General features: G+C 42.7%; 28 protein-coding genes, 1 pseudogene and 1 riboswitch. Of the genes and pseudogenes, 19 read left to right on the forward strand and 10 right to left on the reverse strand.

Annotated elements, in window-relative coordinates:
- Position 1: 1 nt before the first annotated feature.
- The 3 genes from D8872_RS09025 to D8872_RS09035 all read right to left on the reverse strand — a co-directional run bounded on the left by D8872_RS09025 (position 2) and on the right by D8872_RS09035 (position 2,499).
- Positions 2-1,285, reverse strand: a complete 1,284-nt coding sequence (locus D8872_RS09025; RefSeq protein ID WP_125390700.1) for an aminotransferase-like domain-containing protein — start codon at positions 1,283-1,285, stop codon at positions 2-4.
- Positions 1,286-1,423: 138 nt separating this feature from the next.
- Positions 1,424-1,936: a transcription repressor NadR gene (locus D8872_RS09030; RefSeq protein WP_125390701.1), complete on the reverse strand. Its 513-nt coding sequence runs from the start codon at positions 1,934-1,936 to the stop codon at positions 1,424-1,426.
- A gap of 38 nt (positions 1,937-1,974) precedes the next feature.
- Positions 1,975-2,499: an ECF transporter S component gene (locus D8872_RS09035; protein ID WP_125390702.1), complete on the reverse strand. Its 525-nt coding sequence runs from the start codon at positions 2,497-2,499 to the stop codon at positions 1,975-1,977.
- 207 nt (positions 2,500-2,706) lie between these two features.
- On the opposite strand from D8872_RS09035, the gene D8872_RS09040 reads away from it, so the two are divergent.
- From D8872_RS09040 to D8872_RS09060, 5 genes are all read left to right on the forward strand, one after another.
- Positions 2,707-3,045 (forward strand): zinc ribbon domain-containing protein YjdM, encoded by a 339-nt coding sequence (locus D8872_RS09040; protein ID WP_061911530.1) that lies wholly within the window; start codon positions 2,707-2,709, stop codon positions 3,043-3,045.
- Between the two features lie 8 nt (positions 3,046-3,053).
- Positions 3,054-3,680 carry a Pr6Pr family membrane protein gene (locus tag D8872_RS09045; RefSeq protein ID WP_125390703.1) on the forward strand — a complete coding sequence of 209 codons (627 nt, stop codon included), beginning with the start codon at positions 3,054-3,056 and terminating at the stop codon, positions 3,678-3,680.
- 286 nt (positions 3,681-3,966) lie between these two features.
- A complete protein-coding gene (gene pyrR, locus D8872_RS09050; RefSeq protein ID WP_005590199.1) occupies positions 3,967-4,494 on the forward strand; it encodes a bifunctional pyr operon transcriptional regulator/uracil phosphoribosyltransferase PyrR in 528 nt (175 codons plus the stop codon).
- Positions 4,491-5,771 carry a uracil-xanthine permease family protein gene (locus D8872_RS09055; protein WP_045497156.1) on the forward strand — a complete coding sequence of 427 codons (1,281 nt, stop codon included), beginning with the start codon at positions 4,491-4,493 and terminating at the stop codon, positions 5,769-5,771. Before pyrR ends, D8872_RS09055 begins: the two co-directional genes overlap by 4 nt.
- Before the next feature lie 56 nt (positions 5,772-5,827).
- Positions 5,828-6,745 carry an aspartate carbamoyltransferase catalytic subunit gene (locus D8872_RS09060; RefSeq protein ID WP_061422925.1) on the forward strand — a complete coding sequence of 306 codons (918 nt, stop codon included), beginning with the start codon at positions 5,828-5,830 and terminating at the stop codon, positions 6,743-6,745.
- A 146-nt stretch (positions 6,746-6,891) separates the two neighbouring features.
- Here D8872_RS09060 and D8872_RS09065 read toward each other — a convergent pair whose 3' ends face one another.
- Both D8872_RS09065 and D8872_RS09070 read right to left on the reverse strand, forming a co-directional pair.
- Positions 6,892-7,458, reverse strand: coding sequence for a LytS/YhcK type 5TM receptor domain-containing protein (locus D8872_RS09065; RefSeq protein WP_125390704.1), 567 nt, complete (start codon positions 7,456-7,458; stop codon positions 6,892-6,894).
- A 4-nt stretch (positions 7,459-7,462) separates the two neighbouring features.
- Positions 7,463-8,440: a nucleoside hydrolase gene (locus tag D8872_RS09070; RefSeq protein WP_125390705.1), complete on the reverse strand. Its 978-nt coding sequence runs from the start codon at positions 8,438-8,440 to the stop codon at positions 7,463-7,465.
- Between the two features lie 121 nt (positions 8,441-8,561).
- A riboswitch (PreQ1 riboswitch) is annotated at positions 8,562-8,606 on the reverse strand.
- Positions 8,607-8,739: 133 nt separating this feature from the next.
- Here D8872_RS09070 and D8872_RS09075 point away from each other — a divergent pair.
- The 4 genes from D8872_RS09075 to whiA all read left to right on the forward strand — a co-directional run bounded on the left by D8872_RS09075 (position 8,740) and on the right by whiA (position 11,963).
- Positions 8,740-9,123, forward strand: a complete 384-nt coding sequence (locus D8872_RS09075; protein WP_048766658.1) for a RidA family protein — start codon at positions 8,740-8,742, stop codon at positions 9,121-9,123.
- Positions 9,124-9,190: 67 nt separating this feature from the next.
- Positions 9,191-10,081 (forward strand): RNase adapter RapZ, encoded by an 891-nt coding sequence (rapZ, locus tag D8872_RS09080; protein ID WP_125390706.1) that lies wholly within the window; start codon positions 9,191-9,193, stop codon positions 10,079-10,081.
- Positions 10,078-11,055, forward strand: a complete 978-nt coding sequence (locus D8872_RS09085; RefSeq protein WP_125390707.1) for a YvcK family protein — start codon at positions 10,078-10,080, stop codon at positions 11,053-11,055. Before rapZ ends, D8872_RS09085 begins: the two co-directional genes overlap by 4 nt.
- Positions 11,052-11,963: a DNA-binding protein WhiA gene (whiA, locus tag D8872_RS09090; RefSeq protein WP_125390708.1), complete on the forward strand. Its 912-nt coding sequence runs from the start codon at positions 11,052-11,054 to the stop codon at positions 11,961-11,963. The genes D8872_RS09085 and whiA overlap by 4 nt, the downstream gene beginning before the upstream one ends.
- A gap of 31 nt (positions 11,964-11,994) precedes the next feature.
- Here the strand turns inward: whiA and D8872_RS09095 are convergent, their stop codons facing one another.
- Together D8872_RS09095 and D8872_RS09100 are read right to left on the reverse strand one after the other, a co-directional pair.
- The gene (locus D8872_RS09095; protein WP_125390709.1) at positions 11,995-12,963 is read right to left on the reverse strand and encodes an NAD(P)/FAD-dependent oxidoreductase; all 969 of its coding nucleotides are present in this window, start codon (positions 12,961-12,963) and stop codon (positions 11,995-11,997) included.
- 110 nt (positions 12,964-13,073) lie between these two features.
- The gene (locus tag D8872_RS09100; RefSeq protein ID WP_125390710.1) at positions 13,074-14,390 is read right to left on the reverse strand and encodes an FAD-containing oxidoreductase; all 1,317 of its coding nucleotides are present in this window, start codon (positions 14,388-14,390) and stop codon (positions 13,074-13,076) included.
- A gap of 193 nt (positions 14,391-14,583) precedes the next feature.
- On the opposite strand from D8872_RS09100, the gene D8872_RS09105 reads away from it, so the two are divergent.
- The 7 genes and pseudogenes from D8872_RS09105 to rpsU all read left to right on the forward strand — a co-directional run bounded on the left by D8872_RS09105 (position 14,584) and on the right by rpsU (position 18,987).
- Positions 14,584-14,940 carry a DUF1304 domain-containing protein gene (locus tag D8872_RS09105; protein ID WP_061422917.1) on the forward strand — a complete coding sequence of 119 codons (357 nt, stop codon included), beginning with the start codon at positions 14,584-14,586 and terminating at the stop codon, positions 14,938-14,940.
- A 110-nt stretch (positions 14,941-15,050) separates the two neighbouring features.
- Positions 15,051-15,428, forward strand: coding sequence for a BlaI/MecI/CopY family transcriptional regulator (locus D8872_RS09110; protein ID WP_005592027.1), 378 nt, complete (start codon positions 15,051-15,053; stop codon positions 15,426-15,428).
- Between the two features lie 15 nt (positions 15,429-15,443).
- Positions 15,444-16,949 (forward strand): M56 family metallopeptidase, encoded by a 1,506-nt coding sequence (locus D8872_RS09115; RefSeq protein ID WP_125390711.1) that lies wholly within the window; start codon positions 15,444-15,446, stop codon positions 16,947-16,949.
- Positions 16,950-17,049: 100 nt separating this feature from the next.
- A pseudogene (locus D8872_RS11050) lies at positions 17,050-17,262 on the forward strand (DUF4956 domain-containing protein); the annotation flags it as partial.
- Between the two features lie 179 nt (positions 17,263-17,441).
- Positions 17,442-18,014 carry a class I SAM-dependent methyltransferase gene (locus D8872_RS09125; protein WP_282188046.1) on the forward strand — a complete coding sequence of 191 codons (573 nt, stop codon included), beginning with the start codon at positions 17,442-17,444 and terminating at the stop codon, positions 18,012-18,014.
- Between the two features lie 13 nt (positions 18,015-18,027).
- The gene (locus D8872_RS09130) at positions 18,028-18,651 is read left to right on the forward strand and encodes a Type 1 glutamine amidotransferase-like domain-containing protein (RefSeq protein ID WP_125381808.1); all 624 of its coding nucleotides are present in this window, start codon (positions 18,028-18,030) and stop codon (positions 18,649-18,651) included.
- A gap of 159 nt (positions 18,652-18,810) precedes the next feature.
- Positions 18,811-18,987: a 30S ribosomal protein S21 gene (gene rpsU, locus D8872_RS09135; RefSeq protein WP_125390712.1), complete on the forward strand. Its 177-nt coding sequence runs from the start codon at positions 18,811-18,813 to the stop codon at positions 18,985-18,987.
- Positions 18,988-19,240: 253 nt separating this feature from the next.
- On the opposite strand, the gene mscL is transcribed toward rpsU, so the two are convergent.
- Positions 19,241-19,627, reverse strand: a complete 387-nt coding sequence (mscL, locus tag D8872_RS09145; RefSeq protein WP_125381811.1) for a large conductance mechanosensitive channel protein MscL — start codon at positions 19,625-19,627, stop codon at positions 19,241-19,243.
- Positions 19,628-19,764: 137 nt separating this feature from the next.
- Here mscL and dnaG point away from each other — a divergent pair, with 137 nt between their 5' ends.
- The 3 genes from dnaG to D8872_RS09160 all read left to right on the forward strand — a co-directional run bounded on the left by dnaG (position 19,765) and on the right by D8872_RS09160 (position 23,146).
- Positions 19,765-21,567, forward strand: coding sequence for a DNA primase (gene dnaG, locus D8872_RS09150; protein ID WP_312023925.1), 1,803 nt, complete (start codon positions 19,765-19,767; stop codon positions 21,565-21,567).
- A gap of 2 nt (positions 21,568-21,569) precedes the next feature.
- Positions 21,570-22,682, forward strand: a complete 1,113-nt coding sequence (gene rpoD, locus D8872_RS09155; protein ID WP_005590235.1) for an RNA polymerase sigma factor RpoD — start codon at positions 21,570-21,572, stop codon at positions 22,680-22,682.
- A gap of 125 nt (positions 22,683-22,807) precedes the next feature.
- Positions 22,808-23,146 (forward strand): metal-sulfur cluster assembly factor, encoded by a 339-nt coding sequence (locus D8872_RS09160; RefSeq protein ID WP_125381817.1) that lies wholly within the window; start codon positions 22,808-22,810, stop codon positions 23,144-23,146.
- Between the two features lie 82 nt (positions 23,147-23,228).
- On the opposite strand, the gene birA is transcribed toward D8872_RS09160, so the two are convergent.
- Together birA and D8872_RS09170 are read right to left on the reverse strand one after the other, a co-directional pair.
- Positions 23,229-24,164, reverse strand: a complete 936-nt coding sequence (gene birA, locus D8872_RS09165) for a bifunctional biotin--[acetyl-CoA-carboxylase] ligase/biotin operon repressor BirA (protein ID WP_125381819.1) — start codon at positions 24,162-24,164, stop codon at positions 23,229-23,231.
- A gap of 14 nt (positions 24,165-24,178) precedes the next feature.
- Positions 24,179-25,180 carry a LacI family DNA-binding transcriptional regulator gene (locus D8872_RS09170; RefSeq protein WP_125390714.1) on the reverse strand — a complete coding sequence of 334 codons (1,002 nt, stop codon included), beginning with the start codon at positions 25,178-25,180 and terminating at the stop codon, positions 24,179-24,181.
- Between the last annotated feature and the right edge of the window lie 65 nt (positions 25,181-25,245).

The raw sequence follows: 25,245 nt of genomic DNA on the forward strand, positions 1-25,245 counted from the left end.
TCTACAACTTTTTTAGATAGTCTTTCAATTTTTCCAGATTTTCTTTCAAATCATCAAACCGTATCTTAGCATAGTGGTAGGGGCAAGTCTGAATGTAGCTGCTTTCAAAAAAGTCCAGCGGCAGCTTGCTATGTTTGAGGGAGCTGACTGATGCGAGGGATTGAAGGTCAAAAATCACGCCATCGGTTGTCAACTGGTGGGGTAGAGGTAAATGAAGGTCGTCCAAGAGGAATTGTGCCTTATTTTTTTCAACTTCCAGTTGGTTCAATAATGCCAGACGATTCTTTTCAAACATTAGATTGTCAATATAGAGGGAGAGAGCTTTTTGCATGATGAGGTTACTGTCGTAGTCAACCGCTTTTTTATAGGACAGAAAGGTCTCTCGAATCTGAGGTGGCAGAGTCAAAGCAGTGATGCGCAGGGCGGGAAAAAGGCTGGTGGAAAAAGACTTGATATAGAGAACATGCTGGCTGTCATCTAGATAGTAAAAAGGCAGTTCTCGCTTACTATCAAAGTCGGCCAGATAGTCGTCTTCAACGATATAGACATCATAACGTTCAGCGAGGGAAAGGATTTCTTCCTTTTCCTGACGGCTGTAGGAATGTCCTAGTGGATAGTGGAAACGGGGAATCGTATAGAAAAACTTGATTTGCCCTGTTTGAAAAATCCTTTCTAACTCTTTCAGGTCAATCCCAGACGGCTTACGCTCAATAGTCTCATAAGTCAGTTTTTGATTTAGCAGTAAGTCGTTAATTCTATGGTAGGTGGGCTGCTCAACCAGAATGGTCTCTTTGCTATTAGGGAAGTCAATCTGAGAGAGAATATAAAGGGCTTGTTGGGTACCGGAAGTCAGAATCAGATTGTCTGCAGAAGTGTAGACCGCCGAGTCCAAGAGTAAGCGCTGGACCGACTGTCGCAGATCTTCCAGTCCTTCTTGCTGGGAGTAGTAGTTAAAAAGATAGTTTTCTCGACCGATCAGCGTTTCATTGACACAAATACGAAAGTCTTCGTAGGCTTGGTGGCGGTCATCTGTCACAGCCAGCTCGATATCTTCCTTTTTATTTTGGTCATTTTCCAAGACATAGTAGCCGCTCTTAGGCACAGCATAGATGTACTTCTGATAACGAAGTTCAATCAGAGCCTTCTGGGCAGTGTCCTTGCTGCAACTGTAGCGGTCTGCCAGCTTGCGGACGGAGGGTATCTTTTGCCCCGTACTAAGTCTTCCCTTTTCAATGTCCCTAATAATTTTATCCATGATAACTTGGTATTTTGTCTTTGCTGCCATTCTGTCTCCCTACAGATTCCTTTCTCTTATTTTACCTTATTTCTAGGAAGCTGACAAAGTTTCTTGTTCATTCAAAATATAAAAACCAGCCTTGACTTTCCTTCAAAACTAGTTCAATCTAGAATATTTGCCTCGTGCTTATTCTTGCAGAAAGCCCAGTGTAGCTAAGGCTTCCTCGATATAGTCTAGGTCCTGCTGAGAATCTGCCTCGATTAGATGGTAGTGGACTCCATTTGTTAGCTCAGATAAGGCACGAAAATCGCTCTCTGAGACTTGATCTAAAAATTGCTGCACATCGCGACGGCAGGTCAATTTCAGATAGGTCTGGATTTCCCCATAGACAGGATGCTCAATCATGATATTTTGCACCCGTCCGCCATTATCAACGATGGCCAAAAGTTCGGCTTCGATATCGTCCGCCTTGTGTTTGAGTTTAAATAGCCTATGAAAATGAGCGGGTTCATTGCTTTCTTTATAGAGATAGCCCCTATTGGTACTGATAATAGGAGCACCATCAGCCCGTAGCAGAGCAATATCCTGAACGATGATTTGGCGAGTAACATGAAATTGTTCCGCCAAAAATTGTCCGTTTAAAGGTTGCCGAGCTTCTTTCAAAAGGTCTAATACATCATTTCTTCGTTTTTTTGTCATATCTTCATTGTAAATCAAATCTCTAGAAGATTCAAGGTTTAGCGAATCTTTTTCAGAGCCTGATAGACAAATTTTGCAATGACAAAGTCCACCATGCTATGGACGATTGTACCAAATCCAACTAAACCGAAGAGGATATAGAAGGCATTTGCCGGATAGGTTGTTGTCGTATAAAAGAGAATGCAGACCACTACCTCACCAAAAGCATGAATCAGGGCCAGCACAAAATTAAAGATCCAAGTCTTTTTCTGACTGTCCAGTGTTTCAGGATGCTTTTGCAGGTAAAGAGCGCCGATAGTCCCGAAGAGCAGGTGAGACAGAGCTCTCAGGGTGATGATGAAAGGAAGGCCGGACATGAAAAACCCGATGGTAGAGCCGAGGACGACAATCACTGTCATGAGTGGTGAGATGAACATGGCCAGAAAGATTGCAACGTGGCTGGCTAGAGTGAAGGAAGCAGGCGGAATGACAATCTTAATCGGCATAACCAGCGGAATAACGATGGCTAGGGCAGTCAAGAAAGCGGTCAGTGTCATAAACTGATTTTTGGATGTTGGTTTCATAATAAACTCCTTTTATCTACTGTATATACACTAGAATAGTACATTGTTTTGTCATAAAAGTCAAGAAAGTTTTTTAAAAACAAGTGATTTTCTTTGTCCATTTGTCAATTAAGATAAAATATCGTATAATAAGACGGTAAAATATGGCTGTCATTCGGTTCTTATTTTTTTCTGAATGTCTGCCCACTTATAAGGAGAAATGAATTAATGAATAATTTGCCAAATTGCCCAAAATGTAACTCAGAATACGTTTATGAAGATGGTGTCCTCTTGGTTTGTCCAGAATGTGCCTATGAATGGGATCCAGCAGAAGTTGTAGCAGGAGAAGCTGGTCCAGTGGCTATTGATGCAAATGGAAACCAGTTGGCCGATGGGGATACAGTTACCTTAATCAAGGACTTGAAAGTCAAAGGTGCTCCTAAGGATCTTAAACAAGGAACGCGTGTGAAAAATATTCGCATCGTCGAAGGAGACCACAATATTGACTGTAAAATTGACGGATTTGGTGCTATGAAGCTCAAGTCAGAATTTGTCAAGAAAATCTGAGAAGCGCTATGAATAAAAAAGTAATTCTTTCTTATCGCCTTCTTCTTTTGGTTTTAGCTTTTGTAGGGGTCTATCTGGAAATTGCTAAACTTGGCGTGGGAATGCTGATGTACTACACGGTCTTGTCTAATCTTCTGGTTCTATTATTCACCGCCTATCTCATTTTTAGAATGTGGACGGGCAATAACTGGGAGAGTTCCAAGCTGTTGCGCGTGAAGGGCGGTGTAACCATGTGTATCATGATTACCTGCGTGGTCTATCACTTGCTCCTAGCTCCGATTGCGACAGATTTTTATCGGCTGGAAAATTTCCTTTGCCATTACATTGTGCCTCTCATGTTTTTCTTTGATACTCTTGTATTTGATAAAAGTCGGCAGTATCGTTGGTTTGATCCCATTTCTTGGACGAGTGTTCCGCTGATTTACATGATTTTTGCTCTTATTAACGGTTTTTTCTTGAAAATTGATATTCCGAATGCTAAGGATAAACCCTTTCCCTACTTTTTCCTGAATGTCTATAAGCATGGTTGGCCTTATGTCATCAAGATGTGCTTGATTATCTTTGTGGCTTATCTGGTCTTTGGTTATATTTTTTACGGAATCAAATCTATCTCATTTTCAAAGAAGAAAGCTTAGAGTCTTGTAATAGGAAATAGAAAACAGATGTTCTCTGTTTTTTATTTTGTTGAAAAGGATTAATAATTTATCTTGAAAAAAATTCATTTTTTTCTTGAAATGGAATTGAAATTGTGGTATAGTTATAAACAATTAAATAGTCCTTTAATTCTATCCAGAGAGATAGGCAAGGAGCAAAGTAAAAATGATGGGTGGAGTGTGACAAGTGCGTCTTGTTTCAGCCTGTCTCTATTTTCTGAGGTCTCCTTGCAAAAGGAGGCTTTTTTAATGTTTTTAGGAGGTTTAGATGAAGACAAAGGAAGTTGTCGATGAGATCACCATGAATCGTGCCATCACGCGAATCACCTATGAAATCATCGAGCGCAACAAGGATTTAAGCCAAATCGTTTTGGCAGGCATTAAGACCAGAGGTGTCTTCATTGCCAAACGCATCCAGCAACGACTAGCTCAGCTAGAGAAAATTGAGATTCCAGTTTGCGAAGTGGATACAAAGCCCTTCCGAGACGATATCAAGGTTAAGGAAGACACGACAGTGATTCCAGTTGACATTACTGACCGTGAAGTGATTATTGTTGACGATGTGCTCTATACAGGTCGGACGATCCGCGCAGCCATTGATAATCTTGTCAGCAATGGGCGACCATCACGTGTCAGCCTCGCTGTTCTAGTGGACCGCGGGCACCGTGAGTTGCCGATTCGGGCAGACTATGTTGGCAAAAATATTCCAACGAGCCACCTTGAAGAGATTATTGTTGAAATGACTGAAAAAGATGGTCAGGACCGAGTTCTGATTGTAGAGGAGGAGACAAGATGAGTCAAGAAGTTAAATACGATGTCCATGATATGCCAAAACCTGGCTTACTCTTAGGACTTTCATTCCAGCATTTATTTGCTATGTTTGGGGCGACAGTGTTGGTTCCGATTCTGGTGGGAATTGACCCAGCGGTAGCTCTATTTTCAAGTGGTTTGGGAACGCTGGCTCACTTGACAGTGACCAAGTACAAAATCCCTGCTTATATGGGTTCCAGCTTTGCTTATATCGCTGCCATGCAAATTCTAATGAAGACAGATGGGATCGCTGCGGTTGCACAAGGTGCCATCACAGGCGGTCTGGTCTACTTCATCGTAGCCCTCATCGTGAAATTCGCAGGTAACGCTTGGATTGATAAGATTTTGCCGCCAGTAGTGGTAGGGCCTATTATTATGGTGATTGGTCTGAGTCTAGCGGGCACAGCCGTTGGCGATGTCATGTATAAGACAGTTGGGGACCAGAAGGTCTACGACATTACCTACTTTGCTATCGGTATGGTAACCCTCCTCTGTGTCATTCTCTTTAATATCTACGGTAAGAAAATCGTTGGTATTATTCCGGTACTGCTGGGCTTGATTGTTGGCTATATCTTTGCCCTGATTGTTGGAGCGGTGACAGGTCAGGAGATTATCTCTTTTGCCAACGTGACAAAAGCTTCTTGGTTCCACGTTCCGCCAATGAATCTTCCGTTTATAGATTATGATTTTAAATTGTATCCAAGTGCAATCCTAACAATGGCACCGATTGCCTTTGTAACGATGACAGAGCACTTTGGGCATGTTATGGTTCTGAATAGCTTGACAGGCAAAGATTTCTTTAAAGAGCCTGGCTTGGATAAGACTTTGGCTGGGGATGGTCTGGCTCAGGTCATCGCGGGTATCTTTGGTGCTCCACCAGTGACTAGCTACGGTGAAAATATCGGAGTTATGGCGCTCAATAAAATCTACAGTGTTTATGTAATTGCTGGTGCTGCTGTATTGGCTATTGTCATGAGTTTTGTCGGGAAAGTATCCGCCCTGCTCCAATCAATTCCAAGTCCAGTCTTGGGAGGTATTTCCATCGCCCTCTTCGGGGTAATTGCTTCCAGCGGTTTGAAAATTCTGATTGAAGCGCAAACCAATTTTGACAACAAAAAGAACCTGCTGATTGCTAGTGTCGTTCTGGTATCTGGTATCGGTGGTCTGACCCTGCAACTATCAGGTCTGCAAGTTTCAGGAGTTGCCTTGTCAACTGTTCTGGGAATTGCCCTCTACCTCATCCTGCCAGAACCTAAAAATTAGGCTGACGAGATTGCTACATTTGTCCAAAGTTTTTAATAAAAAAGGAGTATAACATCATGTCATCAAATCAAATCGCACTTAAAAATCTTGTATCTATGGAACACCTTACGAACGAAGAAGTAATGGCTTTGATCAAGCGCGGGATTGAATTTAAAAACGGCGCAAAGGTTCATTATGATGAGCAGCATATCGTTGCAAACCTCTTCTTTGAATCTTCAACTCGGACTCACAAGGCTTTTGAAGTAGCAGAATTAAAACTTGGATGCGACCTGCTTGACTTTGATGTCAAGACAAGCTCAGTCAACAAGGGAGAAACCTTGTATGACACGATTTTGACTATGTCAGCTCTCGGTGTAGATGTCTGTGTCATCCGTCACCCTGAGGTGGATTACTATAAAGAATTGATCGAAAGCCCAACAATTACAACTTCTATCGTAAATGGTGGTGATGGTTCTGGTCAGCATCCGAGTCAAAGCTTGCTTGACTTGATGACCATTTACCAAGAATTCGGTCATTTTGATGGTTTGAAGGTAGCTATCGCTGGTGACCTTGATCACTCTCGTGTAGCCAAATCTAATATGCAAATCTTGAAACGTCTTGGTGCGGAGCTCTTCTTTGCTGGTCCAGATGAGTGGAGAAGTGAGGAATTTGCTGACTATGGTAAATTCGTAACGATTGACGAAGTGATTGACCAAGTGGATGTCATGATGTTCCTCCGCGTACAGCACGAACGCCATGACTACAACTCCATTTTCTCTAAGGAAAATTATCATAAACTCCATGGTTTGACGCAAGAGCGCTATGATCGTATGAAGGACACTGCGATCCTGATGCACCCAGCGCCTGTCAATCGCGATGTAGAAATTGCAGACCATTTGGTTGAAGCTCCAAAATCTCGAATTGTAGAACAAATGACAAATGGCGTCTTTGTCAGAATGGCTATCATTGAGGCTGTTCTCAAAGGACGAAATTAATCTCAAATGTAGCTTAGGAGTAGGATTGGACTCAAGAAGAGTCTTCCTACTCCTTTTTTAAAATTAATCTTAAAGACTTATAAAAAAACAAATGTTAAAATCAAAAGAACTACTCGAAATTATGTTTTTTGAGTAGTTCTTTTGATTTATGCATTGCTGGATTTTGCAAAGATTCTTGGGATGACTTTTTTGAGTTGTGGGATGAAGACGAGGCTGACCCCAATAACGATGAGGCGGTCTGCATAGTCGGTTAGCGCTTGGACGATGATGGTGCTGGTGACCAAATCTAAGCCTAAACCGTGTAAACCTTGAACGATAATACTAGAGCCGCTTGGGGTAATTCCTTTGAAGACTATCACAGTGATCAGAGAGGCTAAAGCAGTAGCTGGTAGAGAGACTAGAACCGTTTTCCAGAGGAGGTTTAGTCTTGGTTTTGAATCAGCAGTGAAAAAGACCGAGACAAGCAGAGCCAAAAGAATGGCTACTGGAGAGAAATAAATAGCAGAAATGTCTGTTGTAAAAGCGCTAATAAGAGCACTAGCAACCGCTGTTCCTACTCCCCAAATAGGTCCTAAAATGAGGCTGGCCAATATCGTTCCAAAAGTATCCAAATAAACAGGAAGTTTTAGAAAAAATGCGATGTTGGCCCCGATATAGTTTAGAGCGATGCAGATAGCTGTAAATGTAATGGTAAATGGTGTTGTTTTTTTCATAATCTTATCCTAAATTTAAAGTTTCTAGATCTTGGCAGATGATTTCCTTTGACGTGCTGAGTATCACGGAGAGAAAATCCTGAAAGAAGAGGCGGGGGTTTACTTGAGTCAGCACCTTAGCATTGGCTTGCTTACCATAAAAATGATAGGCATCAACCAGCGTTTGTCCCACAGCAATGCCTTCCGTTGCAAGATCGACGAAGGAGTCAAAGCCTTGGCAAAGGTCCTCATGCAGGAAATGGGCAACGGCCAATGGATCGTTGATGACACAACCGATGATATGTTCATACTCCCAATGAAAATCCCAGTAAAAACGAGTGATTTTTCCGACAAAGTCAGCGACTTCAGGATTGATAAAACGCATATATTCCAAGAGATTGGGTGTCAAGACAATCTTTCGAGTGACATCTAGACCGACCATTTCAATCTTTTTTCCAAATTTTTCGTAGGTTTCTTGGGCTGCATGCGGATCGCACCAGTAGTTGTACTCCGCTACGGGCGAACAGTTGCCGTGCGATTTGTAATTGCCGCCCATGCTGACAAATCGGTCTAGATGTTGCCCAAGTGTAGGATTTTTCCTAAGAGCCAAGGCAATATTGGTCAAAGGTCCTAGTGCAATGATGGAAGTATCACTATTTTTCTGGAAATAGTCAGCTAGAAAATCATATGCCGCTTGTGGCTGGGCTTGGGTGGAACTATTTCTTGTTATCCCACTTTCCCCTAGTCCATCCATACCGTGGGTATCCTGGGCGGAGACAAAGTCACGAACTAAGGGCTTGTCGGCTCCTGCATAAACTGGAATATCCAGCCTATTCAGCCTTTCTAAGATTTTAAAGGCATTTTCAAGACCAAGTTCCACTGGGACATTTCCAGCGACTATGGTCAAAGCTACGACCTCTAAGTCATGGTGTTGCAAGGCATAGAGCAGGGCTATGCTGTCGTCTATGCCAGGATCGCAGTCAATAATAACTTTTCTTTTCATAGGTCCTCCTTTTGAGAAATAAAATAAGGCTGAAACTTCCGTCTCAACCTCTCAGTTAGTTCTGCCAAAGTGGCAGGACACCAGAAAAAACTATGCGCAATTACATTACTTTAGAATATAAGGGTACTTAGTTTTTTATACTGGGAAGTTTGCGAACCAGTCCAAAACAAGTGTTTTGAATTATGCATTTACTATCATAAAGAAAAATTTCCTAAAAGTCAATGGGAAGGGGGACAAGAATAGTCAGTCTTTTGACTTTATGATATAATAAGTAAGATAAAAGAAATGAGGAGAATACAATGGCAAAAATAGTACAAACAGATAAAGCACCAGCAGCAATCGGCCCATATGTTCAAGGAAAAATCGTTGGTAACCTTTTATTTGCAAGTGGTCAGATTCCTTTGTCACCAGAGACAGGAGAAATTGTAGGTGCAACGATTGAAGAGCAGACTCAGCAAGTTTTAAAAAATGTAGGAGCTATTTTGGAAGCGGCTGGAACAGATTTTGACCATGTGGTCAAGGCGACCTGCTTCCTAAGTGATATCAATGATTTTGTGCCATTTAATGAGGTCTACAAAACGGCTTTTAAGAGTGAGTTTCCAGCTCGTTCGGCAGTAGAAGTGGCTCGCTTGCCTCGTGATGTAAAAATCGAAATTGAAGTCATTGCTGAGATTGTAGAATAAATGATTGGGACCGGGAGAAGTTTCCCGTCCTTTTTTAGAAATAAAATGTTAGACGAAGGGAGAAAGAATGGCTGAACACAAGATTCAATTAGTGATTGTGACAGGAATGAGCGGTGCCGGAAAGACCGTTGCTATCCAGTCTTTTGAGGATTTGGGCTATTTTACCATTGATAATATGCCACCGACCTTAGTGCCAAAATTTTTGCAGCTGGTCGAAGGAACCACTGACAATGATAAACTGGCTCTGGTTGTTGATATGCGGAGTCGCTCCTTCTTTTTGGAGATTCAGGATATTCTGGATGAGCTAGAAAGAAGCACAGAAATTGATTTTAAAATTCTATTTTTGGATGCGGCCGACAAGGAGTTGGTGGCTCGCTATAAGGAAACGAGACGCAGTCACCCTTTGGCAGCTGACGGGCGAATTTTAGATGGAATCAAACTGGAGCGCGAACTCTTAGCCCCTCTGAAAAATCTCAGTCAAAATGTTGTAGATACGACGGAACTGACACCACGGGAGCTAAGAAAGACCATCTCTGAACAATTTTCAAATCAGGCTGATCTGCACAGTTTCCGCATTGAGGTTATGAGTTTCGGTTTTAAATACGGTTTGCCTCTGGATGCGGACTTGGTTTTTGATGTGCGTTTTCTGCCTAATCCCTACTATAAACCTGAGCTGCGTAATCAGACAGGCTTGGATAAGGATGTCTTTGACTATGTCATGAACCATACGGAGTCAGAAGAGTTTTACCAGCATTTGCTGGGTCTGATTGAGCCGATTTTGCCGGGCTATCAAAAGGAAGGAAAGTCTGTACTGACCATCGCAGTCGGCTGCACGGGCGGACAGCACCGTAGCGTAGCCTTTGCACAGCGTTTGGCAGATGATTTGGCAAAAAACTGGCCAGTCAATGCCAGTCATCGCGACAAAAATCGTCGGAAGGAAACGGTGAACCGCTCATGAGAAAACCGAGAATTACAGTCATCGGCGGCGGTACAGGAATTTCAGTTATTTTAAACAGCCTGCGGAAAAAGGATGTGGAGATCACAGCCATTGTCACAGTAGCAGATGATGGCGGCAGTTCTGGTGAGCTGCGGAAAAACATCCAGCAGCTGACGCCGCCGGGTGACCTTCGAAATGTTTTGGTGGCCATGTCTGACATGCCAAAGTTTTATGAGAAGGTCTTCCAGTATCGCTTTGCCAAAGGAGACGGCGTTCTAGCAGGTCATCCCTTGGGTAATCTGATTATTGCTGGCATTTCCGAAATGCAGGGTTCGACCTATAATGCCATGCAGCTTCTGACTAAGTTTTTCCATACGACAGGTAAAATCTACCCTTCAAGCGACACTCCGCTGACTCTGCACGCTGTGTTTACTGATGGAACGGAAGTTGTCGGTGAGAGTAATCTGGCCAGTAAGACTGGCATGATAGAGCGGGTCTATGTGACCAATACCTATGATGATGAAAAGCCTGTTGCTAGTAGAAAGGTGGTCCAGAGCATTTTGGATAGCGATATGGTGGTGCTGGGACCGGGTTCTCTCTTTACCTCCATTTTGCCAAACATCGTAATCGAAGAAATCGGCCAAGCTATTTTAGATACTAAGGCAGAAGTAGCCTATGTCTGCAACATTATGACCCAGCGCGGCGAAACAGAGCACTTTTCAGATAGCGACCACGTTCAAGTATTGCATCGTCATCTGGGCAAAAAGTTCATTGATACTGTCTTGGTCAATATCGAGCCAGTTCCGCGCGAGTATATGAATAGCAATAAATTTGATGAATATCTGGTTCAGGTTGAGCATAATTTTCGAGGGCTGCAAGAGCAAGTTCCGCGTGTCATTTCATCGAATTTCCTTCGGTTGGAAAATGGCGGAGCTTTCCATGACGGAGAGTTACTTGTGGATGAATTGATGCAGATTATACAGGTGCGCAAATGAGCTTTACAGTAAAAGTAAAAGAAGAGCTTTTAAGCTTATCTGTAAAAGACAAAAATGAGTTGGCTGCCATGATCAAGATGGCTGGTAGTTTAGGAATTTCTTCGGCCGGCCTCACCTTATCCATTTCAACAGAAAATGCCAAGATTGCTCGCCATCTCTATGAGCTGCTGTCGGACCTTTATCAGGTCAAGTCGGAAATTCGCCACCATCAGAAGACTAATCTGCGCAAGAATCGTGTTTATACAGTATTTCTAGATCAGAAAGTAGAAGAAATCTTATCTGACCTGCACTTGGCTGACTCCTTTTTTGGTATTGAGGCAGGGATTGACCAGGCCATTTTGTCAGATGACGAAGCCAGCCGAGCCTATCTGAGGGGGGCCTTTCTCTCAAATGGCAGCATGCGGGAGCCAGACTCAGGCAAGTACCAGCTAGAAATCCTGTCCGTTTATCTGGATCATGCTGAGGACTTGGCTGACTTGATGCGGCGTTTTCTGCTGGATGCCAAGACCATCGAGCGCAAGAAGGGGGCTGTCACTTATCTGCAGCGGGCTGAGGATATCATGGATTTTCTCATTGTCATCGGGGCTATGGAAGCCATGGCTGAGTTTGAGTCTCTTAAGCTCATGCGGGAAGCGCGCAATGACCTCAATCGCGCTAATAATGCGGAGACAGCGAACATCGCCCGCACGGTCACAGCCAGTATGAAAACGATCAATAATATTGCCAAAATCAGCGATAATATTGGCATAGAGAGTTTACCTGTAGACCTGCAGGAGGTAGCTCAGCTTCGTATCCAGCATCCGGACTACTCTATCCAGCAGCTAGCTGATAGTCTGAGCCGACCTCTAACTAAGAGTGGTGTCAATCATCGCTTGAGAAAAATCAATAAAATCGCAGATGAATTATAAAAGCTGCTGAGCTTGAGCTCGGCAGCTTTTTCTATAGGCTTGTAGAATGTTTAGGTTGGACTTTTTGTTCAGGATAGATATGGTTAATGGCATTGTTGACAGCAGTAGGTGCCTCACCTAGCCCAGTCGCAATCAGGTCAATTTTCCCCTCGTAGCTGCAGCAGTCTCCAGCTGCATAGATACCTGGCACGGAAGTTTCTTGCTTGCTGTTGACCAAAATTTTGTGACGGTTAAGCTCCAAGCCCCAATCTTTGAGATTGCCGACAGAGGATTTAAAACCGTAGTTGACAAAGAGATGATCCAGAGGCAAAAGCTGATTATCCTCTCCCTTGACTTGGCTGATTTCCAAGTGGGTAATCTTGCCATTATCGCCGACCAATCGACTGGGTACAAATGGTGTCTTAATCTCAACACTAGAAGTCTTGAGTTCTTCTACACTATGCTCTAAAGCCCGGAAGTTGTCCCGACGGTGAACCAGGCTGGTTTCTGCGATTTTTTCAAAAGCTAGTGCCCAGTCAACAGCCGAGTCACCACCTCCCAGAATAACAACCTTTTTGCCAGCATACTGACTGATGTTTGAAACATGATAGTGAAGGTTGCTGTAGCTTTCAGCATCATCTAGCTCCAAAGCTCTCGGTTTGAAGGCGCCACCTCCCATGGCGATGATAATGGTTTTGGTCTGATGCTGGGCTTGAGAAGTCGTGATGATGAAGCCATCATCAGATTTAACGATATCCAGAACCGTTTCGTTGAGGCAGATTTCAGTCTGGAAAGTCTCCAGCTGCTCAATCAGACGCTGAGTCAACTCTTCGCCAGTCAAATTAGTAAAGCCCGGCACATCCAGAATCTTCTTCTCTGGATAGAGAATGGCTGGCTGACCACCCAGCTGAGGCAGGGAATCAATGATTTTAACCTTGGCTTGGCGCAAGTGAGCGTAAAATGCAGCGAATAGGCCAACTGGACCGCCGCCGACAATCGTAATATCATACAGTTCAGACATAATTTTCCTCAATCTTTTTAAAATAAACTAGCATTATTGTACCACAAAAAGAGGTTGAAATGTAGTTGAATTTTTGTAGGGATTGTAAAAGCCCCATCAGGGGCTTAACATTAAATAGCAAATAAATCATTGAGGTTTTCAGCCAAAGTCGGGTGAGTGAAGATTTGCTTGCTCAAGTAGGTGTAAGGAATCTTATTATCCATGACTACAGTCAGGATATTGATAATTTCCTGAGCCCCAGCTGCGAAGATAGTCGCTCCGACGATTTCCTTGGTCTCAGTGTTGACAACAGCCTTGAAAGCACCACGCAAGTCAGCATTGACATGACCACGAGGCATTGCTGCGACTGGAATCTCCTTAACTGCAATCGGCAGTCCTTGCTCTAGGGCTTCCTTTTCAGTCAATCCGATTTGAGCTAAAGGCGGTGTGATGAACATGCTGGTAGGTACGTTCTTACGGTCTTCCAGTGTGTAGCTGCCGTCGCCAGCCAGATAGCTATAAAGGATGCGGAAGTCATCCAGTGAGATATAAGTGAACTGCAGACCGCCATTGACATCGCCCGCTGCAAAAACGCCGGGTACAGATGTTTCCAAGTGTTTATCAACCTTGATAGCTCCGCGCTCTGTCAGCTCAATGTCAGTATTTTCCAACTGTAGTGCTTCAACATTAGGCTTGCGGCCAGTAGCATAGAGCAGGGCATCAAAGCGGAATTCTCCATCCTCTGTCACAACGACAACTTCAGCACCATCATTTTTAACCTGTGTGGTACGTACATTTTGCAGGAGTTGGATTCCGTCTTCTTCCATGTATTGCTTAGCTAGAGCAGCGATAGAAGGCTCTACTCGAGGGAGAAAGACAGGAGCAGCATCTAGCACAGTCACCTGGCTGCCCAATTTGTTGTAGAGCCCAGCAAACTCTAGGCCGATGTTACCGCCACCCAGAACTCCCAAGCGTTTAGGAAGTTCTTTCAGATTTTGGATGCCAGTTGAGTCATAGACATGCTCGGTCTCAGTCAGTCCTGGAATCGGCAGGACATTGGAAACAGCACCAGTATTGATGACAATAGTCTCAGCAGTCAGTTCCTCTTTCTCATCGCCAGCTGTGATTTCGATGACCTTATTGGAAAGGAAATGAGCTTCCGCATCAATGATGTCGACACCAGCGCCACTGACTGCTGCGTAGTTCTTCCCGTTGAGACGGCTGGTCACAGCATTCTTTTCAGCCATAACTTGGTCAAAAGCCAGACCTTTTTCAGCTGCAACAAGCAGGGTCTTGGTTGGGATGCAGGCGATATTGATACAGGTTCCCCCGTACATAGCCTTGCTTCGCTCAATCAAAGCAACTTTTTTTCCTTGGGCCGCCATTTTGGCCGCCAATGTTTTACCGGCCTTACCAAAGCCGATGACAATTAAATCATAGGTTAACATAATTTACCTCCATTTTTCAAAAAGATTGTATCACATCTAATCAGAAAATGCTGAGTTTTGCTACGCCTATTTTAAAAAAGTATCATAAAACATTTTAATACACTTTGTCCATTTTATTGGAACTAAATTTTAGCGCTTTTTCTTGCTATATGTTATACTTTTTTTCATCATAAATTACTATAAGGAGAAGAAAATGTCTGTTTTTACACTGATTTTGGCAAGCTTGGTTGCCTTGGAATTTTTCTATATTATGTACCTAGAGACCATCGCAACGACCTCAGCTACGACAGCACGGGTCTTTGGTATGCCTCAAGAGGAGTTGGAGCAGCAGTCGGTCAATACACTTTTCAAAAACCAAGGAGTTTACAACGGGCTGATAGCTGTTTTGGTCTTGATTGCGGCTTTTGTGCAGCCTAGTCCAGTTTGGCTGGGGATTTTTATGGTTTATATCATCTTGGTAGCTGCTTACGGTGCAGTGACTAGCGATCCGAAAATTTTGTTCAAGCAGGGTGGTTTGGCAATGTTGACTTTGCTGAGTTTATTTTTCTAAAAAGGAGCGGAAATAGCGATTTCCAGCTCTTTTTTACATAATGATTGACTTTTTTATTAGACATGTGTAGAATAAAACTAGAAGAAAACTTTAGAAAGTATGGAAATACAATGAATCATTCAATTAAACGTTTACCAGATGGTGAATTTGCCATCTTAAAGATTATTTGGCACCTGCCAAATCCAACGACCTCTGCCCAAATCATGGAAAAGCTGGGTGAAGATAACCATTGGAAGCCTCAAACCTTATTGACAGTCTTAGCTCGCTTGACGGAAAAGGGCTTTTTAGAAAGTGTTCGCAAGGGACGTGAAAGGCAGTATACGGCCTTAATTTCGGAAGAGGAATATTTAGAAGTAGAGACGTCAGACTTTTTGAAGCGCTACAGCGGACATTCCATGGGAGGCTTTGTCAAGACTCTCTTTTCATCCAATTCCTTTTCAGAAAATGAACTGGATGAGTTGCGTAATTTACTGAATCAGAAAGAGTAAGATGAGGTAGTATCCATGAAACAGTTCCTTTTGTCTTTCCTCTTAACCAGTTTCTCAACCTCGATCTTGGTTCTGTTTTTGAGCCTTCTTTTTGCAATCCTTAAGAGCAAGATTTCAGTCAAGGTCAAGTATTTTATCTGGTTTTTAATTTTGCTGAGCTTTCTATTCCCAATCCGTCCTCAATTTGGCTCTGGTTTGATTCGGCTGAGTACTGGGGCGACTGTTCAGACAGCTGTTAGAGCTGGCCAGACAAGTGGAGGGCAGGCTGTTTCTCAAGTAGCTGAAAAAGCTAGCCAGGTAAATCTCTGGGAGACTTTTCTAGGTCTACCTTGGTTTGAAATATTCTTTACCATTTGGCTGCTTGGTTGTGCATTTAATCTAGGCAAATATGCCTATTCTTATATCCGTTTCAAAAAGATGTTGCAACGTTGGGGGACAGATGTTGAGGATGAAGAGACTTTGTTCCAGTTGCATTTGATCAAAGAAAGGATGGGCGTTAAAAGCAAGATTCGTCTGCTCCACTATCCTATGACACAGAGTCCAATGTTGCTCGGTTTCAGGGATGTTTTGATTGTGCTACCGGAGCTGGACTATACGGAGGAGGAGCTGCAGCTGATTTTCCAGCATGAGTTGACCCATTATCAGCACTATGATGTCTTGATTAATCTTTTCGCGATTCTTGCCAAGAGCCTGCATTGGTTTAATCCAGTGGTTCGTTTTGCTTGTCGGGAAACTCAGGAAGCAGGAGAAATGTACTGCGACTACGATGTTTTGAGTAGAAAAGACACAGCATATCGCACTTTTTATGGTGAGATCATTCTGACGATGATTGACCGTAGTAAGAAGACTCCGATTGCTTTGACAACTTGTTTTTACTCGGATAAGTTTAATCTTAAGCGACGGATTATTGGTATCATGGACAGCCGCCTGCCGAAAAAGTTTCTGTCTGCTTCCTTCGTAGTAGCAGTTCCTCTACTTTTGCTCTTGACTAGCTCGGTCTTTGCCTTAGAAAATCCAGTCGCACAAGATAGTAAACTTGTCTTAGAGTCTAAAAAAGCGGAAGGACTTAGTCAGCGTCAGGCTTTAGAAACAGTTTTGAAAGAACTATCTTTGGCTGAAAAGGACGTTAAGGATGTGAAGATTTCACGTGAGAAAGGCAATTATAAGATTCTCTTTTCACATGGACAGACGGCGCATGAGATGCTTGTCAATGCCAAGACTGGAAAAGTCGTCCAATCCAAGCAGCATACAATTGTCGAAAAGACAGTGACAGTTGAAAAAGAAGTTCCGCCATCTTCGTCTTCTGCAGCGACTCCAGCTGATAGTGGAAGTGGGAATGGGAATGCAGGTCATACGGGAAGTGTTAGCGCGCCGCCTCCTGCGACCAATACTGTGACAAATTCAAATACAAACACTAGTACAGCACCTGTCCAACCTCCTGCTCAAACTAGCTCCTCAAAGAGTAAGGATAAAGATCGTGATGATGAAAAAGACGATGACGACGACGATGATGACGATTAGATAAAAGATTCTACCAATCAAGATTTCTTGATAGAAGCAGCGATTGGTAGAATTTTTTTATCTTTATTTTTGGTATAATCTAGTCTTTAACTCATAAATTGAGGTCAATTTTGAAGCAATCTTTGAAACAGCCTGCAAAAGTTTTGAGTTGACCTCGGTCCAGTCAGTTGACAATAAGTTTATCAAGTTGGACTACGTGGTTGATTTGAAACCAGATGTAAGCGACCAGCACCTCATTCAACGCTTCTTACGCTATGAGAAGATTAAGAATATTTCCTTCTCGAAAGAAGCCAAAAAACGAAAAACCTTGTAAGGTAAAAGACAGTCGTTTTGAATGACTTGCATCCCAAAAGTTATCTTTTGGGATGCAAGTGTTTTGTTGATCAATATAGCTGTAATCTCTCTAAAATGCTATAATGTAGTTATCCAGAAGTGGAGGATTGAAGAGTGCTTCATATAATAATCATCATTTCTATCATACTTTTATTACTCATGTTTCATTCTTTGATTCAGCAATCAAAGAATCCTTCGGGCTTTCTAGGAAAACGAATGATGAAATTGTGGAATCGAGCCTATATCCCCATGTTTGTATGGGCAATTCGTCATCTGGATAGGACATTTTACCCTGTAATCTTAGATGTAGGAGTTGGGAACGGCCGTTCAACCATCCTACTGAAAGAAACCTTTCCGCAAAGTACTATAACTGGAATCGATATTTCAGACATTGCAATAGCTCAAGCCAAACAGATAGGGATGGTCAATCTAAATTTTGAACGAAGAGACGTTAGGGAGACAGGATTTTCTGATGAAAGTTTTGATTTGATTACAGCTTTTCAAACGCATTTTCATTGGCAAGACCTAGATGCTTCTTTTATAGAGCTTCGAAGGATACTCAAATCAGATGGGATGCTCTTACTGGCTTGTGAATATAACAAGTTGTCTTACTTTTTACCAGAGGTCCAAAGCGAAGAAGCATTTAGACGATTTTTGTTATCAGTAGGCTTTGAGCTCGTAACTAGTCAAAGAAAGGGATCGTGGATCCTTTATAAAATTGTCAAACATTAATGGAGGCACAATCATGAAACAATTATTTTTATGTTCATACTTTGCTGGTGTCAAAAAGCTTTTTAGAGATTATGCAAAGGAAAAGAATCTAGAAAATAAGGTTTTATTTATTCCTACCGCTGGGAACAAAGAGGACTATACTGCCTATATTGATGAGGCTCAGCAAACATTCAGAGATTTAGGATTTGAGATAGAGGTTCTAGATATTGCTTCTTGTGATCGAGAAACTGCACAGGCAAAGATTTTCCAAAGCAAAATTCTTTATATCTCTGGCGGGAATACATTTTATTTATTACAAGAATTAAAGAAAAAACAACTCCTATCTCTTATCAAAGAACAAATAAGAGATGGGTTGGTCTATGTGGGAGAATCAGCAGGGGCTATCATTACAGCTAAGGATATTGACTACAATAAACTCATGGACGATAAGACCGTAGCGACAGAGTTATCTGATACAGCAGGATTGGATGAAGTGGATTTTTACATCCTTCCACATTATGGTGAGGAGCCTTTTACTGATAGTAGCAAAAAGACCTTTGAAACCTATAAAAATCAGTTCAGTTTAATGCTAATAAACAATTCCCAAGCCGTAATTGTAAATGGTGAAGAAAGAGAAGTCGTTTCTGAACAGACTTAAAATAAATTTCTTTTTGCTATTATGATGTTCATTCTAACAATTTGTTGCTTTTAAAAAAGAAAGTGAAGATAATATAAGTTTATGGCAGTTTTTTTCTTGACATTTATCCATTTTGCGTGTAGAATAGAATAGATCTTGGACTTGAAGGGAGTGAAAAAAATGTCAAAAACAGTAGTACGTAAGAATGAATCTCTTGACGATGCTCTTCGTCGTTTCAAACGTGCGGTTACTAAAGCTGGTACTCTTCAAGAAACACGCAAACGTGAATTCTATGAAAAACCTTCTGTAAAACGCAAACNCAAATCAGAAGCAGCTCGTAAACGTAAAAAATTCTAATAACTAGAATGAGAAAACAGTCGATTTGGCTGTTTTTTTCTTTTGGATGGAAAGCGTATAATAAAACAGAGAGTGGGACAGAAATCGGTAATTCGTTAGAATTCGATTTCGTCGTCCCACCTCCGCACAGTTGAGTAGGGCTGTAAAAGCTGATGAAATCAGCGTAGTAGAGCCCACTCAACCACTGCGTCTTGCTCGACAATCCAAAGACAATTGAGAGGCTAGGACTTTTGTCCCAGCCTCTGTTTTGATATTAGTTTTGTTTTTCAAGCAAGCTCTTGATTTCTTGTAGAACTTCAAGTTCTGTTGGTCCAGCTGGTGTTTCTTCAGCAGCTTCTTCGTTCTTTTTAGCAAGGCTTTGTGCTTTTTCAGCAGACTTAACGATGAAGAAGAGAACAGTACCGACTACCAAGAAGTTGATCACAGCGCTCAAGAAGTTACCATAAGCTACTCCGTTCCATTTCAATTGAGAAATTTGCTCTAATTGTGCAGCTTTCAAAATTGGGTTGAGGAAGAGGGGAGTGATAACGTCAGTAATCAATGAGTTAACGATTGCTCCGAAAGCATTCGCAATGATAACCCCGACTGCTAAGTCAATCACGTTACCGCGTAGCAAAAATTCTTTAAGATCCTTTAACATTTTCTTTTCCTTTCAAAAAATAATTTAATATTTGATATTATATTATAGCTTAAAGAAGCAATTATTTCAAGTCATTTGCCTATCAAATGTTTTACATTTGCGTCAAATTATTATAAAATATAGAGTGATATTCTGTGATGAATTGGAGGTATTGTCTATTGGATAAAGAAATGATTTCTGAAATAAAAAATAGTGTCAATATCGTCGATGTCATAGGAGAAACGGTAGCCTTAACCAAGGCTGGCAGAAACTTTCTGGGACTTTGTCCCTTTCATGGCGAAAAGACGCCCTCTTTCAACGTTGTAGAGAACAAGCAGTTTTATCACTGTTTTGGCTGTGGCAAGTCGGGGGATGTTTTCAAGTTTATTGAGGACTACCGAGGCGTATCCTTCATGGATGCTGTTCAGATTGTCGCAGACAGAGCGGGCATTTCCTTAGGGATGGAGAGAGCTGGCGCAGATCGACCGAGACAGGCTCATCCGCATCAGGCGCTCTACGATATTCATACAGAGGCAGCGAAGTTTTACCATGCGGTTCTGATGACGACCAAAATAGGAGAAGAAGCACGCGCTTATCTCTACAATCGTGGGCTGACAGATGAGGTCATTAAGCATTTTCAAATCGGCTTGGCTCCTAATGAAGGCAACTATCTTCATAAGAGTATGGCTGGTAAGTTTGATGAGTTCACTATCATGAACTCGGGTCTTTTTAATCTGGCAGAGAATAATCTGGTCTATGATGCTTTTCAGAACCGGATTATGTTTCCCTTGACCAATGACAAGGGGCAGGTTGTCGCCTTTTCTGGTCGAATCTGGCAAGATTCGGAGGCTGTTTCACAGACTGCCAAGTATAAGAATAGTCGCAGCACCCCTATTTTTAATAAAAGCTATGAGCTTTATCATCTGGATAAGGCCAAGCCGGTTATCAAGAAGAGCCATGAAGTTTATCTGATGGAAGGCTTTATGGACGTGATCGCGGCTTATCGGGCTGGAGTTGAAAATGCAGTCGCATCTATGGGAACAGCTCTGACGCCTGAGCATGTCCAGCACCTGCGTAAGTATTGCAAGAAAATCATTCTGACTTATGATGGAGACAGGGCTGGTCAGGCTGCGATAGCCAAGGCTTTAGAAGAGCTGCGGGATATGTCGGTAGAGATTGTGTCCTTTCCTGACAATATGGATCCAGACGAATTTATTGCTAAAAATTCTGCCGAGGAATTGCGACAATTTCTGACTAAAACGCGAATTAGTGATGTAGAGTTCCTTTTACGCTATCTCAAGCCGGATAATATTGAAAATTTGCAGGCTCAGATTGAATTCGTGGAGCGAATGGCGCCAATCATTGCTCAAACGCAGTCTATTACAGCTCAGAATTCCTATATTTATATGTTGGCTGAGTTGCTGCCAGATTTTGATTACCAGCAGGTAGAGAATACGGTTAACAACAGTCGTTTGGCTGAGCGAAGTAGCCGAAGCGGACAGCAGTCGGAATCTCTAAGAAGACCTGTACTGGTAGATCTTCCACTGTCTAAACAGCTTTCACGGTTGATAAAAGCAGAAATCCATATCCTTTATCGTATGGTACACAATCCGCTGGTTTTAAATAGCTATCGGCTTCGTACAGATTTTGCCTTTGATACGGCGGAACTGCAGGAGTTATACGAGCTTTTACTGGCCAATGGTGAAGTGACTTCGCAGGATTTATCCAGCTTACCGGAAAGAGTCCAGCAACTTTGGTATCGGATGTTGGAGGAAGATTTGCCAGAGGAGATGGAAGACGGAGAGTTAGCAGAAGTTGAGTTGACTAGGGAACGTGAATTGCTTCGTAAGAATAATCAGCTGATTAGCAAAAAGATTCGAGAAGCTTTGCATACTGGAGATGAGAATGCCGCTATATTAGAAGTGGAGCGCTTAATCGCACAAAAAAGAAGAATGGAGTAGGTATGGCTACAAAACAAAAAGAAGTAACAACATTAGACGTTCAAATTGCAGAATTCATCCGCAATCACAAGCAGACAGGTGTAGCGACAGACGATGAAATCAATGACCAGCTGGTCATTCCTTTCACTTTGGACGCTGATGGGATTGAGGATTTGCTGCAACGCATTCAGGATGCGGGCATTTCTATCACGGATAAGGAAGGAAATCCCAGCGCGCGTGTCTTGAATACTGAAGAGGAAGAAGTAGAACTGACCGATGAAGAGCTCTTGGGTAGCAATTCAGCCAAGGTCAATGACCCAGTCCGCATGTATCTGAAAGAAATCGGGGTTGTGCCGCTTCTTAGCAATGAAGAAGAACAAGAGCTGGCGATTTTGGTAGAGCAGGGAGACTTGGAAGCCAAGCAGCGTCTGGCTGAGGCCAATCTTCGTCTGGTTGTTTCCATTGCCAAGCGCTATGTCGGCCGTGGTATGCAGTTCCTTGACTTGATTCAAGAAGGAAACATGGGACTGATGAAGGCTGTTGATAAGTTTGACTACACCAAAGGATTTAAGTTTTCAACTTATGCGACTTGGTGGATTCGTCAGGCTATTACCCGTGCGATTGCTGACCAAGCTCGGACTATTCGGATTCCGGTCCATATGGTGGAAACCATTAACAAGCTAGTCCGTGAGCAACGTAATCTATTGCAGGAATTAGGTCAAGATCCTACGCCTGAGCAAATCGCTGAGCGGATGGATATGACACCTGACAAGGTTCGTGAGATTCTCAAGATTGCTCAAGAGCCGGTTTCTCTAGAGACGCCAATCGGTGAGGAAGATGACAGCCATCTGGGAGACTTTATCGAAGACGAAGTGATTGAAAATCCAGTTGATTACACAACTCGTGTCGTTCTTCGTGAGCAGTTGGATGAGGTCTTGGATACTTTGACAGATCGTGAGGAAAACGTCTTGCGTCTGCGCTTTGGTCTGGACGATGGAAAAATGCGGACGCTGGAAGATGTCGGCAAGGTTTTCAATGTCACCCGTGAGCGGATTCGCCAGATTGAAGCCAAGGCACTGCGTAAACTTCGCCACCCAAGCCGCAGTAAACCACTCAGAGACTTTATCGAAGATTAAGAACTGAAAAGCAAGAAGGGGCAGAAATCTTTCAGTAGGAAGTGTCAAGTCGGCGATCCTTGCTGAAAACAAAGGTCCCCTCGAGCTAACTTGAAATTTCTGCTATATCTATAAGGAGGATATGCATGTCAGAAAAAAAATACAGCCCTGAAGAAGTTGAAAAGATTAAAACGCGTATTTTGGAGAGCTTGGAGCAGGTCATTGACCCAGAGCTGGGGATTGATATTGTCAATCTAGGTTTAATCTATGAAATCCGTTTTGACGAGACCAATGGGGAAACGGAAATCGATATGACCTTGACCACTATGGGATGCCCTCTGGCGGATCTTCTGACTGACCAGATTTATGACGCCATGTCAGATGTTCCAGAGGTTACTAAGACAGAAGTCAAATTGGTTTGGTATCCCGCTTGGACAGTGGAAAAGATGAGTCGTTATGCTCGAATTGCATTAGGGATTAAATAGCGACATCACACTGGAAGAAAGACTATACAGAAAAGCGCTTGAATGGAACATCAAGTGCTTTTTGAATGTAATTTTGTACAAACTACCAGCTAGTTAGTGAAATTTCCCCGCTGTTGAGCCAGATATTTTGGCCGTTCTCCAACTGGACTAGAAGTTGGCCACTGTCCGAGATATCGCTAGCAATTCCCTTATAGGTTTGATTATTTTGCTGGAAGCTCACTTGGCGACCGAGGACTAGAGAGTGCTTTTTGTAAAGATAGAGCAGGTCTTGGGGATCGCTTTCGTAGAAACATCTCCAGATTTCAGCAATCAGCTCATTTCTGCTGATAGGAGCTCGCTCTGTAAAGAGTGATCCAGCCTTAGATTGCAATTCTTCTGGAAAATCATTAACGCAAAAATTAAACCCGACCCCGATAATAATATCTGTGACTAAGTCTGTCTCGACTGAAGTAATGGCCTCGGTTAAAATGCCTGCGATTTTTTTATCCTTGTAGTAAATATCGTTGACCCACTTGATATCTATGTCTATCAGGGTTAGATTTTTTACAGCCTGATAGATGGCTCCAGCTGTCAGGAGGGTATAGGCAGGGATTTGATCAAAAGATAGGTTGGGCTTGAGATGGAGGGACATGTAAAAGCCGCCTTGTTTTGGAGAGAAAAAGTTTCGGCCGAAGCGACCGCGACCAGCGGATTGAGCGGCAGCTAGATAAAGGGTATTTGCTTCGCCGCTCGCTTCCAGACCTGCTTTGGCATCTATTTGAGTAGATTGACAGTTGGGGTTGAAGGAAACTTTGATGGGTGCCTCTTTTTCAATGATTTCTGGGATTAGTAAATCCCCCGCTTTGAGCTTATAGCCCCGATTTTTAACGGAATCAATCTGGATTCCTTCTCTTTCCAAGCGCTGAATGGCCTTCCAAATGGAAGTTCTGGAAATACCCAATGTCTGGGCCAGACTTTCTCCATTGGCATAATCGTCAGCTTGGCTGAGAATGGTAAATAATTGTTCGTAGGTTTTCATTCGTTCTTTCTCTGTTAAATACTGCTTTCTCGAATGGTCAGCTTGGTAGAAAGTTTGACCATATAGGGAATGGAGTCCTCTTCGGATGTTAAAATTTGATTCAGAATGTGCAGAGCCTGCTTGCCCATTTCTTCTGTAAAAACGGTGACCGTACTGAGACTGGGATAGATGTACTTAGCAATAGACGTATCATTAAATGAAATAATGCTGACATCTTGGGGAACTTGGATTCCGTGTTCTTGCAGAGCCCGCAAGGCACCGATAGCCAAAGCATCGCTAGAGATGAAGAAGGCGGGCGGGAGCTGGTCTTTGTGTTTATTGATAATTTCTGACATCATTTGATAGCCTGATTCCGAAGAAAAGCTGCCTACCTTAACCAAGTCAGCTTGAAAGATTCCTTTGGCAGATAGATATTGCTGAAAGCTTGCTAGGCGAGGATCGCTGATGAGGCTAGCCTGGTCAGAAGTTCTTTCTTGGCCAGTAATCATGCCAATCTGGTCAAAACCAGCGTTCATGAAGTGCTCAAGAACCTTCTGTACAGCATTCTCAAAATCAACCGTCACACAGCTGTGGCCTGCATTAAGCGTATCACTGTCGACAAAAACTAAGTGGTTGCTGTACTGCTCCAGCTGCTGGATTTGAGCTGGGCTGAATTTACCGATGGCAATCAAGCCATCAATGTCTTTCAATTGCTCAAGAGAATCATTTTGAAAGACTCTGAGAATCTCATAGCCCAATTCTTGGGCTTTTTTTTCAATACCCAAACGAATGGAGTAGTAGTAAAGGTCATCGAGCTCTTCATGCTCAGTGTACCATTCAATGAGCCCGATACGGTAGGCCTGAGTCTTGCTTGGCTTACTTTTTCTTGATTTTTTATAGTTCAGCTGCTCGGCGATATCAAAAATCTTTTTACGAGTGCCATCACTGACCGACATGGCTGGGTCGTAGTTGAGTACGCGAGAAACTGTAGCGGGAGAGACTCCAGCAGCTTGGGCAATATCCTTAATCGTAGCCATTTTTTTCTCCTATTGTCTTATATGGGCTATTATACCTCAAAAACAAGTAAATAACAAAGAGGAAT

Source organism: Streptococcus cristatus, assembly GCF_003943815.1.
In the GTDB taxonomy this organism is placed as follows: domain Bacteria; phylum Bacillota; class Bacilli; order Lactobacillales; family Streptococcaceae; genus Streptococcus; species Streptococcus cristatus_F.